Below are 17565 nucleotides of genomic sequence, written 5' to 3'. Positions count from 1 at the left end.
TATCACTGATGCAACGGGCGGCAACTTCGAGAGCTTGGTGAAAGACCCAACAGCAGCAACGACGACCATCAATGATGACTCAGACGTGACCACAGTGAGCTTGTTTGGTATTTCTATAGACCAAGTAGGGACTAGCGCAGCTATCACTGCTTCACTAGATCATACACCAGCGTCAGAGTTTACCGTTACGCTAAGCAACGGCGCATCCATTACTTTTGGAACAGCTTACATCCCGGGAGACTTGGTCTCCTCAACGCTCTTTTCTGTTTTAGATGACCAAACCCTGACTATTGACTCAGTTAGTGGAGGGGATTTTGAAGCTCTAGATATCACAAGTATTGCGCTAGTTAATATGAATGATGCCCCGGAAGCCAACGATTTCACTGAAACTACAACCAACAGTTCAACCACAGTCGATTTCGCGCCACATACTAGCGACGAAGAGGATGACGCCGCTGGTATTGAAACTTCGGTAATTGTCGAGAGTGAACCTATTTTCGGTACTTTGTATGAAGTCGCGGATGATGGTACTAAAACTGAAGTTGTGATTGGGCAAGAGTATGGCGATGCTGATAATTTTGAATATGTTGTAGATTCAGATATTGCTGACCAGCTTAGCTTTAGTGCATCTGATCTTGCTTCTGATATTGATACATCAAACGGAAGCACATCGATTTCTTATTTTAACGATCTTATTTCGATTTCTGCTGGTACATACACGGGAAGTTCACCTGTTGGCAACGATGTTGTTAGTAACCCTGGTGTTTATCTGAACTATGACGGCAGTGGTGTTGAGGATGGTTTTGGTGTTTCTACCAATAAGAGCGGTGATAGTGAGCTAGATGTAACGTCTAAAGAATTTATTTCTGTCGACTTTGGTAATAGTGGTGCGGAAATTTTGTCTGCTAATCTAGATTTCGGTAGCGTTTACGGGAATTACAATCCTAATAGTAGCGCTGATGGCGAGATCAACGTTGTTGCACTGGATTCTGCCGGTAACGTTGTTGGTACTTTCAACTTCAACACCGAAAATAGCTCCAATTCTGGCAACGAATATACGCTATCCATTGATTCTAGTGGTAATGCGACTGTTAATGTCTCTATTCCTGATGGTAATGGTGGTTTTATTCCGTTTACAGAGCTTAGAGTGTTCACTACCCAAGACGGTTCATCAAATCCAAATAGAAATTCAAACATTACTTTTAAAGGCGTTGATGTTGTGGACGCCAAAGTTACAGAGACCATTGATTATAAAGCAGAAGATTCTAGTGACTTAGAGAGCTCAACAGCGCAAGTCACGATTGAGACGGATTCTATCGTTAAACCGTCTCCAGAAGTGACTAGCGTTTCACGTGATGTATCTGAGGATGCTACTACGACACAAACTGTTTCTGGCAATGTAGATGTTCTCTATGCAGAAAGCGTTACCTTGCAGGAGCCTTCAGAAAGCTATACGTCAGGTGGTCAAAGCATCACTTGGGTATCTTCAAATGGTGGTCAAAGCCTTGTCGGTAGCGCTAATGGGGTTGAGATTGTGACCGCGATGATTGACGATTCCGGAAATTACTCAGTAAGTTTAAGCGGACCGGTTGATCATTTAAACGGAAGTACACCTGTCAACAATATGTCGATTGATATCGGTGTTGTAGCAACTAACGATACCGGGACTCAATCCGGCACGATTTCATTGACTATCGATGATGATGTTCCTGTTGCTCAGGCTAAAGTTCATGATTTGGCATCAGTAGTTAAAGATGGTGCAAACGTGCAATTAATTCTAGACGTCTCAGGATCGATGTCAGGAAATGCAATGACAGTTATGAAGCAATCTGCGATAGCTTTGCTTCAAGGGTATCAATTGCTTGGAGAAACCAAAGTTCAAGTAACTGTATTTGAATCTGACGCGAATGTTGTTAATGAAAATGGCAGTTGGTCTTCTGATAACTCATTGCCTTCTAACCTTTCAACGATTTGGATGGATGTTGATACCGCAATCGGAGTCATAAATTCTTTAACAGCAGGTGGTGGTACGGATTACGATGACGCTGTTCGGTTAGCGGGTAGTGATAGCATTTGGGGTAACAGTGATATGGTTTCAGGAGGAAGTAATATCAGTTACTTCTTGTCCGATGGAGATCCTAGCTCAGCTAATCATAGGATCAATGCTTCAGAGCAGGCCGCTTGGGAATCTCAGTTAACCAAGTATGGCGTCACATCACTTGCATACGGGATGGGCGCGAACATTTCGAGCGAACATATGGAACCTGTCGCTTTCGATGGTGATAAAGGTATCGATATTAGCCCTGTGATTGTTTCAGATATCAGTCAGCTACCCCCCGTTCTTTTGCAATCTATTATTACCCCTGTTTCAGGTAATATTGGGGGATCTGGTTCTGCGGGTAATGGTTTTGGTGCAGATGGAGGTTATATCCAAAGTATTGTATTTGATGGAGTGACTTATCAATTTGATGGTAACACCTTAATTAATCCACAAAGCCAGTCTTCATCGAATCATTCATTTGATGATTCTAACAATACCCTATCTTTGTTTATAAACAACGAACACTCATTTGTTATCAACTTGGAAACCGGCGACTATGAATTTTATGGTGCTAGCGTTGCGGCGGATACCTCGTTCGATTTTGCCTACACGATCGCTGATAACGATGGAGATACAAGCTCTAGCACTATTCAAATTAATATCGCGGCGACATCACTAAGCTCTATTGCGGATGTTAAATCTGAAGGCGACATAGTAGATTCTGTGCAGGTAGTACATGCTGAAACTCAATATGCGTTCACACAATGGGCTCCTTCAGGTCAAGTTCCTACTACGTTTAACTTAGACCAAACTCAATCTGGCTTAGTCGTTGATGTCGGTGCAGCCGGTGATGATGTATATCTAGGCTCCGGTGACGACACAATTTACCTCGGGGATAGTCATGCTTCTGGTTTGGATAATGATGCCTCACACCAACAAAAACTTGATAATGCACAACAGTTGCTGGATGACACTTTTAGTAATGGCTCTGATAGCTCTCACTTACAAGGCGGCCTTGAATCTGGCGGTTTTACAACGTTAGCTGCATCTTCGAATGCTTATGTCGACCTCGGTCATGGCGGGGGCGGAGACGATGCTATTTATGGTCAAGGTGGTGTAGATTTGATTTTTGGTGGTGAAGGTAATGATAGCCTTGACGGAGGAGAAGGAAACGATGGACTTCGTGGTGGCACTGGTGAAGACACGCTAATCGGTGGTTCTGGTAATGATATACTCATTGGTGGTATTGGAGACGATATTCTAACTGGTGACGAAGGCGACGACTTGTTCAAATGGGTTGATGAACCGTTCCAAGATGACGTCGATACAATAACTGATTTTGCTTTGGGTGAAGACCACCTCGATATATCAGAGTTGTTACCAAATGAAAGTTCAATGTTTGATCTTCTTGATCACATCACTATTGAAAAAGTCGATAATGGTAGCGGTGACAAAGACCTTGTCATTACCATCTCTGAAAACACAGATAATACAGGACAGACCCAAACGATTGTCCTAGATAATGTCGGTGACCAATTCGACTCGGTGAATTCACAAGTTGATGGCTCTGTTGTTAATGGTGATTTGACCAACTTGGTGAGTCAGTTGTTTGTGAACTTACCTGACCAATACTAAAAAAAGGGCCGAAAGGCCCTTTTTTATTAACTCGTTATTGAAAGCTTAACTGTCTACAGAACTTTACAAGCAAAGCCTTTCAGGTAGAAACCTTCCGGGTAAGCAGTGTCGGTTAGGTGGTCAGCGGCTTGCTCGAAGCGCTCGACGAACTTAACGGTTCTGCCAGCGTCAATGGCCGCATCAGCGATGATCTTTTGGAATAGGTCTGTACCCATTAGGCCAGAGCAAGAGTAGGTAAGTAGCGTACCGCCTGGCTTTAGGATTTGCATTGCAAGCATGTTTACATCTTTATAGCCGTTTGCACCTGATGTCAGGTTGTTCTTACTTGAAACAAACTTCGGTGGGTCCATGATCACCACGTCAAATTTAGTGCCTTGGTCACGGTATTCGCGAAGCAGCTTGAAGACGTCAGCATTTAGGAATACAGCGCGCTTTTTCGAGATATCAAACTCGTTAAGCTCAGCGTTGAATTTGGCTGTATCAAGAGCAAGTTGAGATACGTCTGCGTTGATGACTCGCTTTGCATCGCCTTTAAGCGCGTACAGGCCAAAACCACCAGTGTACGAGAAACAGTTAAGGACATCTTTGCCTTTTACGTATTTCATTGACTCTTTACGGCTATCACGTTGGTCCATGTAGAAGCCTGTTTTGTGACCTTCCATGATGTTTACGCTGATCTTAACGCCGTTTTCTTCAATTACGATAGACTTTGGTGGCTCTTCACCGTGAAGAACGCCAACCACTTGTTCTAAGCCTTCTTTCTTACGAACCGCTACGTCAGAGCGCTCGTAAATATTGCAGTCTGGGAAGCACTCAATTAGCGCTTCAACCAATACGCTTTTGTTAAATTCAGCACCAGCACTAAGGAGTTGGCAAACTAAGTAGTCTTGATACTTATCGATGGTGATACCTGGTAAGCCGTCTGATTCTGCTGCGGTCAGGCGGTAACCTGTTAGGCCATCACGTTCGATGATGTCTTCGCGTAATGACTGTGCGTCTTGAATTCGTTTTACGAAGAACGCTTTGTTGATGTCTTCTTTTTCAAATGTCCAAACACGTGCTCGAATTTGAGAAGATGGTGAGTAAGCAGCCTTCGCTAACCACTGACCATTTTGAGCATATACGTCTACCGTTTCACCCTGTTTTGGCTCACCCTCGACTTTATCGATACCGCGTGAAAATACCCATGGGTGTTTGCGGCGTAATGATTTGTCACGGCCTTTCGCTAGATGAATAGAAGGAGTCATAATTTACTCTGTTTGTTGAATTTGAAGGAGGGGTATTGTCGGGGAAGTGCAGGTGAAAAGCAAATAAGAAAGGGCCACGTGAGCAGCCCTTGTCATGATTTTAATCAGTTAGATAGCAATATTCTAAATACTGCCTTTGAAAGACCAAGATTATGCTTTAAGACCTGTCAATAAGCCTTCCATGGTGTCACTTTGCTTACGAAGCTGGTCAACATTAGAATTGCTCTTACTGATCATTTCACAGATGCTATCTGATTGATGACGAATTTCTTCGACGCTCTGTGCAATGTTATCAGCAACGACACCTTGCTCTTCGGCTGCTGTCGCGATTTGGGTACTGCTATCAGAAATGGATTGATTCTTTTCAGCTAGCGAGCCGATCTCAACATTCACTTCAGACATCAATGTTTGCCCTTCATTGGCGTTGTTCACCGTCACTTCCATCAGCTTTGTCAGCGACTGGCTGTTACGTTGTAATGATTCAATCATACTTTGGATCTCAACCGTTGCTTGTTGAGTTCGACCGGCAAGTGCACGAACTTCATCAGCAACAACCGCAAAACCTCGACCTTGTTCACCCGCGCGAGCGGCCTCGATGGCGGCGTTCAATGCAAGTAGATTGGTCTGCTCTGAAATACCATTGATGGTTGTCACGACTTCATCTATTTGCGCTGCGTTTGCATCCAGCTCTTCAACGGCTTGTGAAGCAGATTGAATCTCTTGAGATAGGTTAGAGATAGATTCCAGCGTGTTTGAAACTTTTACTTGACCACTTTGTGCAACACCACGAGCGTCCATCGTTTGAGAGCTTGATGCATGAGCAAGGGTTGCTACCTCACGAATGGTTGCGGCCATTTGTTCAGTCGCACTTGCTAGACTGTTCAGATGCTCTTGTTGGTTTCCTGAGATATCAGAGCTTTGCTGTGTTGACTGATTCAAGTCAGAGCTAATTTGCTGCATGAGCGCTACAGACTCTTGAATCGAAAGCACCATGTTTTGCTCGCGTTCTGCTACCTTGTCGATAGTAATTGCGATTTCACTAAACTCATCACGAACAGGGAAGTAGTTCATACGACAAGTTAGGTCACCATTCGCGAGTGTGCTCAGTGCTTTGTTCATTGAGAACATTGCTCCGCCAATGAAAGTCATGATGTAGTAAACACCGAGTGCAATTAAAGTTAGGGTGACCGCAATGATCGATACCTGTGTTGCTGAAAGCGCAGACCACAGGTTTTGGTCGTGGTTAGCAACCAAACTAAATGCACCATTCATAACTGAAACAGAGCCTGCGCCATAACCAAGGGAGATAGTTTCGGAGCTATTAACCAGTTGAGCAACTTGTTCTTTGGTGAGTTGACCAGCTTCGATAAGCCCCTTCATTAAGAGCAATTCTTCTTGATAGAGGTGGGCCAGTAGTGAATCTGCTGCACTATCTAAAACGAGAGTTAATATAACAAGAGCGAGAAGAGGTAATAAAAAGAGGAGATAAAACTTTTCTTGGATTTTTAGGTGAATGAGATATTTATCAATCCAACGAAATGGGATTTCTTTCATAATCGTTATACTCGAAGTAAGTCCACCAATAAGCGGTGAATGAATAGAGTCTCAACTATATCATTCATACAATTTATGAGGCAACGTTATGAAAAATTCACAATCTATATTTGTCGTGTCAGGCGTAGTTCAGTGTGTTGGCTTCCGTTATCACACCAGCAGAGAAGCGCAGAAGCTTGCCATTTCAGGGTATGCCAAGAACTTAAATGATGGTCGAGTTGAAGTGTTGGCTGTTGGCGAAAGTGGCCAGGTAGATAAGCTATACCAATGGTTGCAAGTAGGTCCTGCGAGCGCAACGGTAGACAATGTGGTTAAGCAAAGGTTGGGAGAAGGTGAAAAGCGCAATGTGCGTGTTGGGGAGTTCCAAATACTGTAGCTAACAGGCCACAGTATTTGATTGAGATAATTAGTAACCTGTTGTTACAGACACTTTGCTGGTTTAGGTAAGCCTGCGAGTTTGGTCGCTTGTTTCGCTGGGCCTTTTTTGAATAATTTGAACAGGTATTTACTGTTACCTTTTTCTGGGCCATGGGCTTTTTCCATCGCTTTAACCAGCATGCGAACCGCAGGGGAAGTGTTGAACTCTTCGTAAAAGCTCCTTACAAAATGCACCACTTCTAAGTGCGCTTCGGTAAGCTCAATGGCTTCATCTTGTGCAAGAATTTCAATCATACCTTCTTCCCATTGTGTGTAATCCAACAGGTAGCCTTGAGCGTCGGTTTCGATTTGCTTGCCGTTATATTCAAACATGTTTAGTCCAGAATCCAATTAACTATTTAGGTAGGGTACATGACCAAGTTTACCTTTCTCAATAGATATCGTTGCGATCTTGAAAAATATTGATCCTATAGATACAAAAAAGCCCAAGAGATAGGCTCTTGGGCTAGATATTCTTCAATTAGGCGAGTGATTAGTCGTCGCTGCCCATGATGCCTAGGATGCTTAGTAGGCTGATGAAGATGTTGTAGATTGATACGTATAGGCTAACTGTCGCTGAGATGTAGTTAGTTTCACCGCCACGGATGATGTTTTGCGTTGTCAGCAAAATAACACCAGTCGAGAACAGGATGAACATACCACTCATTGCTAATGACAGAATCGGCATTTGTAGGAAGATATTTGCAACCATGCCTACAAGTAGCACGACGAAACCTGCTAGTAGCATACCGTTAAGGAAAGACAGGTCACGCTTAGTAGTAAGAGCGTAAGCCGATGCCCCCATGAATGCTAATGCGGTGCCGCCTAGAGCAGTTAGGATAACATCACCCATGCCTGCGCCAACGTACATGTTTAAGATTGGACCGATGGTGTAGCCTAGGAAACCTGTGAACAGGAACGTAAAGACTAGACCCATGCTGTTGTCACGGTTCTTCTCTGTTAGGAAAAGTAGGCCGTAGAAACCAACTAGCATCATGATAAGACCAGGACGTGGAAGGTTCATCGCCATAGATACGCCTGCTACAACAGCAGACCAAAGTAGTGTCATAGACAGTAGTGCGTAGGTATTACGCAACACTTTATTGGTTTGCAGAGCACTTTCTTGAGATGCTGTGCGTGAAAACATAGGGCTGTTCATAATCTTCCTCGTAAGGTGACTTCAATAGTTATTAGTACATTTATGGGGCTGAAAGTTCGAAAAATCAAGTCTTACAGTCCACTTGTATACTTAAAATAATAATCAAAATAGCTGGTTAAGTATTTCTGAAGGTGTAACAAAGTATGTCTTATGCTGATATCAAAGTGCCACGAACACCCGATGTTTAACCTTTATACTTGCGTACCTATTTATATCCTTCTATCAACCAACTATCAATTTGAAAAATAAAAAGGCGACCTAAGCCGCCTCTCTTAATTATGCATCATAACACATTAATGGTGTAAGATTTGACTCAAGAAGTTTTGCGTTCTGTCTGACTGCGGATTTTCAAAGAAGTCGACAGGGTTGTTCTCTTCAATGATTTCCCCGGCATCCATGAAGATAACCCTATCGGCTACCTCCTTAGCAAAGCCCATCTCGTGCGTTACACAAAGCATGGTCATGCCTTCTTCTGCTAGTTCAACCATAACGTCTAGAACTTCACGAACCATTTCTGGGTCGAGCGCTGATGTTGGTTCATCAAACAGCATGACTTGTGGGTTCATACACAGAGAACGAGCAATCGCTACACGCTGTTGCTGACCACCAGAGAGCTGACCTGGGAACTTGTCTGCTTGCTCAGGGATCTTTACACGCTCTAGATATTTCATCGCAATCGCTTCAGCTTCTTCTTTCGGCATCTTTTTCACCCAGATAGGGGCTAAGGTACAGTTTTCTAGTACCGTAAGATGCGGAAATAGATTGAAGTGCTGGAAACACATGCCAACGTCACGACGAACGGCTTCGATGTTTTTTAGATCTTCAGTAAGCTCATTGCCAGACACAAAGATGTGTCCCTTTTGATGCTCTTCCAGTCTATTGATACAGCGAATCATAGTCGATTTGCCTGAGCCAGAAGGCCCACAGATAACGATTTTCTCGCCTTTTTTTACTTCTAAGTTGATGTTCTTAAGAACGTGGAACTCACCGTACCACTTGTTCATGTCTTTCAGTTCAATCATCAACTCTTGCGATTCTGGATTTAGTTGTTGCGTCATAATACGTCCTTGATCTTATTAACTATCGTTTGTGACCGGTGTGAAGTCTGTTTTCTAGCCATATCGAGTATCTCGACATGCCAAAACAGAACACCCAGAACACTAACGCGACAAATACATAACTTTCTGTAGCGAAACCTAACCACTCAGGGTCGGTGTTCGCTGCTTGACCAATACCCAGTACATCGAACATACCAATGATAAGTACCAGACTGGTATCTTTAAACAAGCCAATGAATGTGTTTACGATTGATGGGATTGTGATTTTCAGCGCTTGAGGAAGAATAATCAGCCCCATCTTTTTCCAATAGGTTAAGCCCAGTGCGTCAGCGGCTTCATATTGTCCTTTGGGAATAGCTTGCAGGCCACCACGAATTACCTCGGCCATATAAGCGGCACTAAATAGAACCACACCTACTAGCGCACGGAACAACTTATCGGTCTCAGAACCCGCAGTAAGGAATAGTGGCAGCATTACAGACGCCATGAACAGCACAGTAATCAGCGGAACACCACGCCAAATTTCGATGTACACAGTACAAATACTACGGATGATTGGCATTTCAGAGCGACGGCCAAGCGCCAGTGCGACACCAATCGGCAGCGATACAACGATACCCACCAACGCAATGATAAGCGTAACGAGTAGGCCACCCCATTTGTGCGTATCAACAACTTCCAATCCAAACACACCGCCGTATAGCAAACCAGCAATGATGAATGGGTAGATGTTTACGAAAAATAACCAAATCCACGTGCGTTTAGGTGTTTTCTCGTAAGCCAATAGTGCTACAAAGATAGCCAACGTTGCGTAGAAAAGGCGAGGACGCCACAGTTCTGCCTCAGGGTAGAACCCGTACATGAACTGATCCCAGCGAACGTTGATGAACACCCAGCAAGCACCGTCACTAGTACAAGCATCACGTGTTGTGCCAACCCAGTCTGCATTTAGGAAAGCCCAATCGAAGGTTGTCCAGAGCAGTGAAAAGGCGATGTAACCCAAAACAACGGTGACGATGCTGTTTACCGGTCCATTAAAGAGATTCTTTCTTAACCAGCCGACTACGCCAACGGTATTAGCGGGAGGTGGAAGATCCGGTTGAAATTGATGTGTGCTCATATTATCTCTCCACCAATGCGACTTTACGGTTATAGATATTCATTAACGCAGATGTCAATAAGCTTAGCGTTAGGTATACACCCATGGTCATGGCAATGATTTCGATAGCTTGACCTGTTTGGTTGAGAGTTGTACCTGCGAACACAGAAACTAAGTCAGGGTAGCCAATAGCCATTGCTAACGAAGAGTTCTTAGTGAGGTTTAAGTATTGGCTAGTTAGCGGTGGAATAATGATTCGCAACGCTTGAGGAATAATAACCAGCTTTAATGTGCGAGCTCGAGGAAGACCTAGAGACATCGCAGCTTCTGTTTGGCCGTGGCTAACTGCATTAATACCAGAACGAACGATCTCTGCGATGAAAGACGCCGTATAGATACTTAGTGCTAATACAAGAGCGGCTAATTCAGGAATAATGCTGATACCACCTCTGAAGTTAAAGCCTTTCAGTTCCGGGTATTCAGCTGAAATCGGCATACCAAGCACAAAATAGACAACTAGAGGCAAACCCACGATCAAGCTAAGAGCAATTCGAAACATAGGGGTTTGTTGCCCAGTTAGTTTCTGTTTGTTGTTAGCCCAAATGTTGATGATGATGGTAGCTACGATACCAGCAATCAGTGACGCAATAACGATGCTGCTTCCTTGCTCAAGAACAGGGGCTGGGAAATAAAGACCACGCACGTTTAGGAAAATCGCTTCGCCCAAACTGAGACTTTGTCTTGCAGAGGGGAGAGCTTGAAGAACCGCGAAATACCAAAAGAAGATTTGAAGTAGTAGTGGGATATTTCGGAAGATTTCAATGTATACCGCGGCAAATCGGCTCACTAGCCAGTTAGATGACAGACGAGCGACACCCATAGAGAAGCCAAGAACCGTTGCTAAGATAATACCTAACACAGATACTAAAGCGGTGTTTAATAAGCCGACAACGAATGTTCGACCATATGAGAAGGTTTCGTCATATTCGACGAGGGTAAGGCCGATACCAAACCCCGCCTCTTGACTTAAAAAGTCAAAACCAGTGGCAATGCCTCGGGCTTCAAGGTTGGTAAGGGCGTTGTTTACGATGGTATAGAAGAAAGCGCCAAGTGCTCCGATGGCGATGATCTGGAAAACGACAGATCGAAAAGTCGGGTTGTATAAAAGGTTAGCACTTTTAGCTTCGGGCTTTTCCTGGGAAGGAGTAAGAGTGTTGTTAGGTTTCATACTGCAATAACCTCAAATCCATTTAACATTTAGGGCGGAAAAACCGCCCTAAATCGTGTTACTCAAACATTCATTTTTGGGTTGCTGCTATCACCCTCAACAAGAGCGATAGCAACGATTACGAACAAGTAATCACGTCCTGTGCTATTAACGGATTGGTGGAGCGTACATAAAGCCGCCCGCATTCCATAACGCATTTACACCACGATCGATCTGAAGTGGAGAACCTGTACCAACAGTACGCTCAAAACTTTCACCGTAGTTACCAACTTGTTTGATTACTTGGTAACCCCAGTCGTCACGAATGCCAAGGCCTTTACCTTTAGGACCGTCTACACCAAGAATACGTTTGATGTTTGGATCTTTTGACTTGAGCATTTCATCAGCATTTTTAGAAGTGATGCCGTATTCTTCCGCATTGACCATTGCTGAAAGTGTCCACTTAGCTACGTTGAACCATTTGTCATCATCTTGACGAACAACTGGGCCTAGAGGCTCTTTAGAGATAATTTCAGGAAGTACTTGTGCAGATTTAGGATCAGCTAGGTTAAGGCGAAGCGCGTATAGACCAGATTGGTCAGTGGTTAGCACATCACAACGACCTGCGTCGAAACCTTTAGATGTTTGTGCTGCTGTATCAAATACCACTGGCTTGTAAGACATGCCGTTGTTACGGAAGTAATCGGCTAGGTTAAGCTCAGTCGTTGTGCCTGATTGAACACATACAGACGCGCCATCAAGTTCTAGAGCGCTGGTTAGGCCAAGATCTTTCTTAACCATGAAGCCTTGACCATCGTAGTAGTTAACGCCTACGAAGTTAAGACCTAGAGCGGTATCACGATGCAGTGTCCATGTTGTGTTGCGAGACAGTACGTCGATTTCGCCAGATTGAAGCGCAGTAAAACGCTCTTTTGCTGTTAGAGGTACATACTTAACTTTAGTCTTGTCACCGAGTACAGCCGCTGCAAGAGCTTGACAATACTCAACATCGATTCCTTCCCATTCACCTTTTGAGTTTGGGTTAGAGAACCCTGGAAGACCTGTACTTACACCACAAGTTAAGAAGCCTTGAGATGTGACTTTGTCCAGAGTGCTTTCTGCCGCTGATGCTGATGTTGCCATCATCGCAGTTGATGCAGCTACTACTGAAGCAAGAAGTGTTAGTTTATTTGTCATTTGTATCCTTCCTTGTTAACCAGGTGACACCTGATACTCGTGCTCATTTGAGTTTTCTATATGTGTTGCGTTTTCTATGACCTCGTTGTCTAAATCAAACGAGTTGCATTTTGCAAATGAAACTGTGTGCGATTTAATCAACTGTTTATAAGGTTAGGAAAGGATCCGTAGTTTCACAAATGTATAATTTAAAAAGAATTTTGAATGAAATCACAAATCCGAACACATTTAGAATGACCAAATGTTAACTGAATGTAAATAGTGCAAGGGTTCACACTGTTGGTGCAACAAGATTTAGATTTTTATATTGATAATCGACTAGATAAAAATCCTGAATGAATCTCACGTTGGTGAAACATTAAACTTAAAAAAGATTGAAATTTGGTCAATAAATATTTTTATTACACTTCGATAGTTATTAATATGCTCCAAATTTGGTAGCATGGCTGAATAGTTATTGAAGTCGTCTCAAGGAAGAACATGCGTTATTTCCCAATGTTTTTGGATGTAGAGAATAAGCCGATTCTCGTGGTCGGTGGGGGTGAGGTTGCTTGCCGTAAAGTGGATAGCTTGCTAAGAGCAGGCGCTAACGTTACGTTAGTTTCTCCTAAGGTTGCGCCGTACTTACAGCAGCTTGTTGATGAGAACAAACTTCACTGGGTTCAAAACTTTTACTCATCACAAATTATATCGAAAGAATACCTTCAAGTATGGGCGACCACAGATAACCCTAGCTTGAATCATCAGGTGTATAATGATGCAAAGAAACTGGGTATTTTAGTCAATGTGGTTGATGATTTGCCATACTGTGACTTCATTACACCTTCAATGATAAATCGTGGAAGAATCCAAATTGCCATATCTAGTGGTGGTGCATCACCTGTTTTAGTGAGAAATATTAGAGAAAAACTCGAAACCGTATTGCCTCAGAATATCGGCCTTCTCGCAGACTTTGGTGCATCAAAACGCAACTCGATCAAAGAGTCGTTTCCTACCGTCGATGAACGTCGCAAGTTTTGGGAACGCTTTTTATCGTCCAGTTTTATCGAGCAGGTAACGGATAGAGAGCAATTAGAAACGTATTATCAGCAAGCGCTGACAGAAGGCGTTGATAGTGAAGGGCAGGTAACCTGGATCGAATTTGAACAAGATGTCGAGTTGCTGTCTATGAAGGCGTTACGCTTGATGCAGGAAGCTGAGCTGGTATTGTCTCCGAAAGAGTGCCCATTCGAATACGTAGATCTATGTCGTCGTGATGCGGAAAGAGAAAGTTACGCAAACAGTGGAGAGCTCTCAACGAAGCTTGAGCAAGCAAAAGCTGAAAACTTAAGAGTATGTGTGTTCATCCCACCAGCGAGCGTTGAATTCAATTTGTTGGTAGGGAAAGACCTCAAGCTGTCTTCTGCCAAGGTTTTGAGCTAAGAAGCAGACCAGCTAGCTGTCATAAAACTGGTGTCTAATACGCTAATATCACTAGATAAATAAAAAGCCACTTCGCAGGAAGTGGCTTTTTGCTATTTCGAACACAATATCGTGACGATCAATGAGCAACAAATAAACGTAGTTGCTTAACTCAAAATTAGTCGCGGAAGTTATCGAATTGGAAAGGTTGACCAAGCTCACCGTTACGAACTAGTGCCATTACAGCTTGTAGGTCGTCACGCTTCTTACCTGTTACACGTACTTTTTCACCTTGAATAGACGCTTGAACCTTAATCTTGTTGTCTTTAATTAGCTTAACGATTTTCTTTGCAACATCAGTTTCGATACCTTGCTTAAAGATAACCGTTTGGTGCCAAGTGCGACCTGTTTGATCTGCTGCTTTCGCTTCCATCGCGTTAGGGTCAACATTGCGCTTCGTTAGGTTACTACGAAGAATATCGCGCATTTGCTTAAGCTGGAAATCGTCTTGAGCAGTCAGTTTTACCGACTCATCTTTGTAGTCAAAGCTAGCGTCAACACCGCGGAAATCGAAACGAGTCGATAGTTCACGGTTAGCATTGTCTACAGCGTTACGTAGTTCTACTGCTTCTACTTCAGAGATAATGTCAAATGATGGCATTGTTTTATTTCCTTAAGCTAAGTTTCTATCTTTGATTGCTGTTGCAAGCATGTCTAACATTGTCGCGGTATCTTCCCAGCTTAGACACGGGTCAGTAATCGACTTGCCGTATTCTAGGTTGTTGATATCCGTCATTGGCTGGTTACCTTCTTTAATGAAGCTTTCTGCCATGATGCCTGCAATTTGATTTTTGTTCGATTTGATCTGTTCACAGATGTCTTTTGCAACGTCCAACTGTTTGCGGTGTTGCTTTTCACAGTTAGCGTGGCTGAAGTCCACCACCAAACGTTGAGGTAGGTCGAACTCAGCTAGTTGCTTACATGCGCTATCCACAGATTGTGCATCAAAGTTTGGACCTTTATCACCACCACGCAGAATTACGTGACCGTATGGGTTGCCCGAAGTGCGGTAAACTGTCATGCGACCATTTTTATCTGGTGAGTAGAAGTAGTGAGAAGCTTGTGACGCGCGAATTGCATCAATAGCGATCTTGATGTTGCCGTTTGTCGCGTTTTTGAAGCCAACTGGGCAAGACAATGCTGAAGCCATTTCACGGTGAATCTGAGATTCGGTAGTACGTGCCCCGATTGCGCCCCAAGTGATCAGGTCTGCAATGTATTGACCTGTGATCATATCAAGGAATTCAGTTGCGGTTGCTAGACCAAGCTTGTTGATATCAAGCAAAAGCTGACGTGCTTTGTTTAAGCCTGTCTCAAGTGCGTAAGAACCATCAAGGTTTGGATCGGTAATTAAGCCTTTCCAACCTACAACCGTACGAGGTTTCTCGAAGTAGGTTCTCATGACAACAAACAATTCGTCTTTGTATTGTTCTTGAATCTGGCTTAGACGCTCAGCGTAATCAAGTGCCGCTTCTGTATCGTGAACAGAGCAAGGGCCTACGATAACTAATAGGCGGTTATCACGACCAGTTAGGATATCTTCGATTTGGCGGCGAGAATTTGCAATACGCTCAGCAACGTCGTCAGTAATAGGGTGTGCGTTGCCTAATTCGGCAGGAGTTGGCATAGGACCCAGAGCTTGGGTTCTCAACTCATCAGTTTTTAATGGCATGTGATAGCTTTTTTATTCTATTGCGAAGTGGTTAAGATAACGGAATTGAACCGAGGAATAAACTCTCTTAAGTCAAAGTTATCTCTGTTATTACTAATATTCTTATTTTTATCAGCAGCCCGACGCTAAATACGGGATTTTCACTTGTATTAACAGGCAGCTATCGGTATTTTCGTTTGAACACAACATAAAAATGCTGGAGCAGCAATGACTCAAGAAAATCAAAGCACTTTGCACCCAGAACTGGTCTTAGGCGATGTGCTGCCTTCTTATAACGATAATAATAATTCCAACCACTTATACGTATCTCTCTCTGAATTGGTCATGGATCGTGTCTTCTATCATCCAAGTATTGAAAGCCATTTAGACACACTTTCTGATATAGAGAAAACCTCTCTAGACGCGATTCTTGGTGGCAAAAGCGTTGATGAACATTTCGTTTCGACCTTGGTAACGGCGATTCAAGCGGCTGTTCAACCAAACCATAGTTCTGTGCGTATCGCTTTAAGCAATGCTGACAGCTACGGCTTTCGTTCGCTGTTAGGTGGTAATTGCGAAGTAGAAGAGGTGAACCCGGCACTGGGTGTTCGTGGTGTTGCTCGTTATGCGACGCCAGAGTACAGCAAAGCGTTTGCTTTGGAGTGTCAGGTAGTTAAAACACTGCGCGAACAAGGCATCAATGTCGAAGTCGTGGTTCCTTATGTACGCGCATTAAGCGACGCGGCTAAGATCATCGATTTACTTGCAGAGCAAGGCTTGCCTCGCGGTTTGAATGGCTTGAAGGTATTGTTCTCATGCGATGTGCCATCTGCCGTTCTACTGAGTGAACGTCTACTGCATTACTTTGATGGTGTTGTGGTGAATGTCGACAACCTAGCGTCTTTCACACTTGGTGTTGATAAGCAGAATGAAGCGCAGCAACACGCTTTTGATCCACAAAACGAAGCGGTAATTACACTGCTAGATATGATTGTTAAGGCGACACAGAACGCTAAGAAACCCGTTTTACTTGTTACTCAAGGTTTGGTTGATTATCCGCGCTTACAAGGTTACATCGCTGACCTTGAAGGGGTTGAAACCGTCGTGACGGCATAAATCAGTCTGTTGCTGTAATTTATCAACTTGGCGTATGAGTTGGTTCGAAGCGCTAATGCTTTGAGAATAAAAGAGATATCATTGTGTGATGATATCTCTTTTTTGTAACATTTTTTTGACATCTTAATCGTTAGTCGATTAACTGGTCTGATGACTGATTAGGCTAGGTAATTCCAATGTTAACCTCTCTACAAAAAGCAAATTTCTATTTAAGCATGTTTGGTTTTTTCAAAGTCCCACTCATCTGGCTGTGTCGTCCAAAGCTTCTGGTACTCGATAACGAGCGTGTAGAGGTGAAAATTCCGCTTAGAAGGCGCACCAAAAACCATCTCAATAGCATGTATTTCGGAGTTTTAGCTGTAGGTGCGGATGTAGCAGGTGGCTTTCTTGCTATGAGTAAATCTCAACAGCAAGGTGAGAAGATCTCTTTGGCGTTTAAAGAGGTGACAGGTAACTTTCTGAAGCGACCTGAAGGCGATGTGCATTTCACTTGTACTGACGGTGAGCTGATCAACACTATGCTGGCAGAAACCATGTCGACCGGAGAGCGAGTAAATCAGCCAGTAACCATTATCGCAACCTGCCCATCACTGCATGGCGAAGAGCCCATGGCAGAATTTACACTCACGCTCTCTATCAAAAAAATCCCATCTAGAAAGTAACCACAAGTATCTGCTTAGAATGGTATTTGGTGGGGCTCGAACTAACAAAAACGGTATGTGA

Annotated in this window: 15 protein-coding genes; 5 read left to right on the top strand and 10 right to left on the bottom strand. The window is 43.5% G+C overall.

The annotated features are described in order from the left end of the window. Nucleotides 1-3676 (top strand): immunoglobulin-like domain-containing protein (locus F0228_RS06265; protein WP_253820281.1); only part of this gene is annotated, 3676 nt, incomplete at its 5' end. A 53-nt stretch (nt 3677-3729) separates the two neighbouring features. Here F0228_RS06265 and F0228_RS06260 read toward each other — a convergent pair. Both F0228_RS06260 and F0228_RS06255 read right to left on the bottom strand, forming a co-directional pair. Beyond that, nucleotides 3730-4923: a class I SAM-dependent methyltransferase gene (locus F0228_RS06260; protein WP_008223506.1), complete on the bottom strand. Its 1194-nt coding sequence runs from the start codon at nt 4921-4923 to the stop codon at nt 3730-3732. A 150-nt stretch (nt 4924-5073) separates the two neighbouring features. After that, a complete protein-coding gene (locus F0228_RS06255; protein ID WP_171762019.1) occupies nt 5074-6477 on the bottom strand; it encodes a methyl-accepting chemotaxis protein in 1404 nt (467 codons plus the stop codon). A gap of 88 nt (nt 6478-6565) precedes the next feature. Between F0228_RS06255 and yccX the strand changes: the two genes are divergently transcribed. Continuing rightward, nucleotides 6566-6853: an acylphosphatase gene (gene yccX / locus F0228_RS06250; protein ID WP_008223500.1), complete on the top strand. Its 288-nt coding sequence runs from the start codon at nt 6566-6568 to the stop codon at nt 6851-6853. A gap of 44 nt (nt 6854-6897) precedes the next feature. On the opposite strand, the gene F0228_RS06245 is transcribed toward yccX, so the two are convergent. The 6 genes from F0228_RS06245 to F0228_RS06220 form a co-directional block, all read right to left on the bottom strand. Continuing rightward, nucleotides 6898-7227: a TusE/DsrC/DsvC family sulfur relay protein gene (locus F0228_RS06245; protein WP_008223499.1), complete on the bottom strand. Its 330-nt coding sequence runs from the start codon at nt 7225-7227 to the stop codon at nt 6898-6900. Between the two features lie 160 nt (nt 7228-7387). Next, nucleotides 7388-8053 carry a Bax inhibitor-1/YccA family protein gene (locus F0228_RS06240; protein ID WP_008223498.1) on the bottom strand — a complete coding sequence of 222 codons (666 nt, stop codon included), beginning with the start codon at nt 8051-8053 and terminating at the stop codon, nt 7388-7390. 293 nt (nt 8054-8346) lie between these two features. Further along, entirely contained in the window at nt 8347-9111 is a 765-nt protein-coding gene (locus tag F0228_RS06235; RefSeq protein WP_004742336.1) for an amino acid ABC transporter ATP-binding protein, read from the bottom strand. 22 nt (nt 9112-9133) lie between these two features. After that, nucleotides 9134-10231 (bottom strand): amino acid ABC transporter permease, encoded by a 1098-nt coding sequence (locus tag F0228_RS06230; RefSeq protein ID WP_171762018.1) that lies wholly within the window; start codon nt 10229-10231, stop codon nt 9134-9136. A 1-nt stretch (nt 10232) separates the two neighbouring features. After that, the gene (locus F0228_RS06225; RefSeq protein ID WP_171731738.1) at nt 10233-11438 is read right to left on the bottom strand and encodes an amino acid ABC transporter permease; all 1206 of its coding nucleotides are present in this window, start codon (nt 11436-11438) and stop codon (nt 10233-10235) included. A gap of 147 nt (nt 11439-11585) precedes the next feature. After that, entirely contained in the window at nt 11586-12614 is a 1029-nt protein-coding gene (locus F0228_RS06220) for an amino acid ABC transporter substrate-binding protein (protein WP_061033459.1), read from the bottom strand. A 480-nt stretch (nt 12615-13094) separates the two neighbouring features. Between F0228_RS06220 and F0228_RS06215 the strand changes: the two genes are divergently transcribed. Next, the gene (locus F0228_RS06215; protein WP_171762017.1) at nt 13095-14036 is read left to right on the top strand and encodes a bifunctional precorrin-2 dehydrogenase/sirohydrochlorin ferrochelatase; all 942 of its coding nucleotides are present in this window, start codon (nt 13095-13097) and stop codon (nt 14034-14036) included. 157 nt (nt 14037-14193) lie between these two features. Here the strand turns inward: F0228_RS06215 and F0228_RS06210 are convergent, their stop codons facing one another. Together F0228_RS06210 and F0228_RS06205 are read right to left on the bottom strand one after the other, a co-directional pair. Beyond that, a complete protein-coding gene (locus F0228_RS06210) occupies nt 14194-14676 on the bottom strand; it encodes a YajQ family cyclic di-GMP-binding protein (protein WP_004742331.1) in 483 nt (160 codons plus the stop codon). A gap of 12 nt (nt 14677-14688) precedes the next feature. Further along, nucleotides 14689-15747 (bottom strand): 3-deoxy-7-phosphoheptulonate synthase, encoded by a 1059-nt coding sequence (locus F0228_RS06205; protein WP_061033457.1) that lies wholly within the window; start codon nt 15745-15747, stop codon nt 14689-14691. Nucleotides 15748-15954: 207 nt separating this feature from the next. On the opposite strand from F0228_RS06205, the gene F0228_RS06200 reads away from it, so the two are divergent. Beyond that, entirely contained in the window at nt 15955-16842 is an 888-nt protein-coding gene (locus tag F0228_RS06200; RefSeq protein ID WP_171762016.1) for a putative PEP-binding protein, read from the top strand. 176 nt (nt 16843-17018) lie between these two features. Next, nucleotides 17019-17504: a DUF4442 domain-containing protein gene (locus tag F0228_RS06195; RefSeq protein WP_061033455.1), complete on the top strand. Its 486-nt coding sequence runs from the start codon at nt 17019-17021 to the stop codon at nt 17502-17504. Nucleotides 17505-17565 lie beyond the last annotated feature (61 nt).

This window comes from Vibrio sp. 99K-1 (assembly GCF_013114585.1).
GTDB classification, from domain to species: Bacteria; Pseudomonadota; Gammaproteobacteria; order Enterobacterales; family Vibrionaceae; genus Vibrio; species Vibrio chagasii_B.
This window is presented reverse-complemented; position numbering and strand designations above follow the sequence as displayed.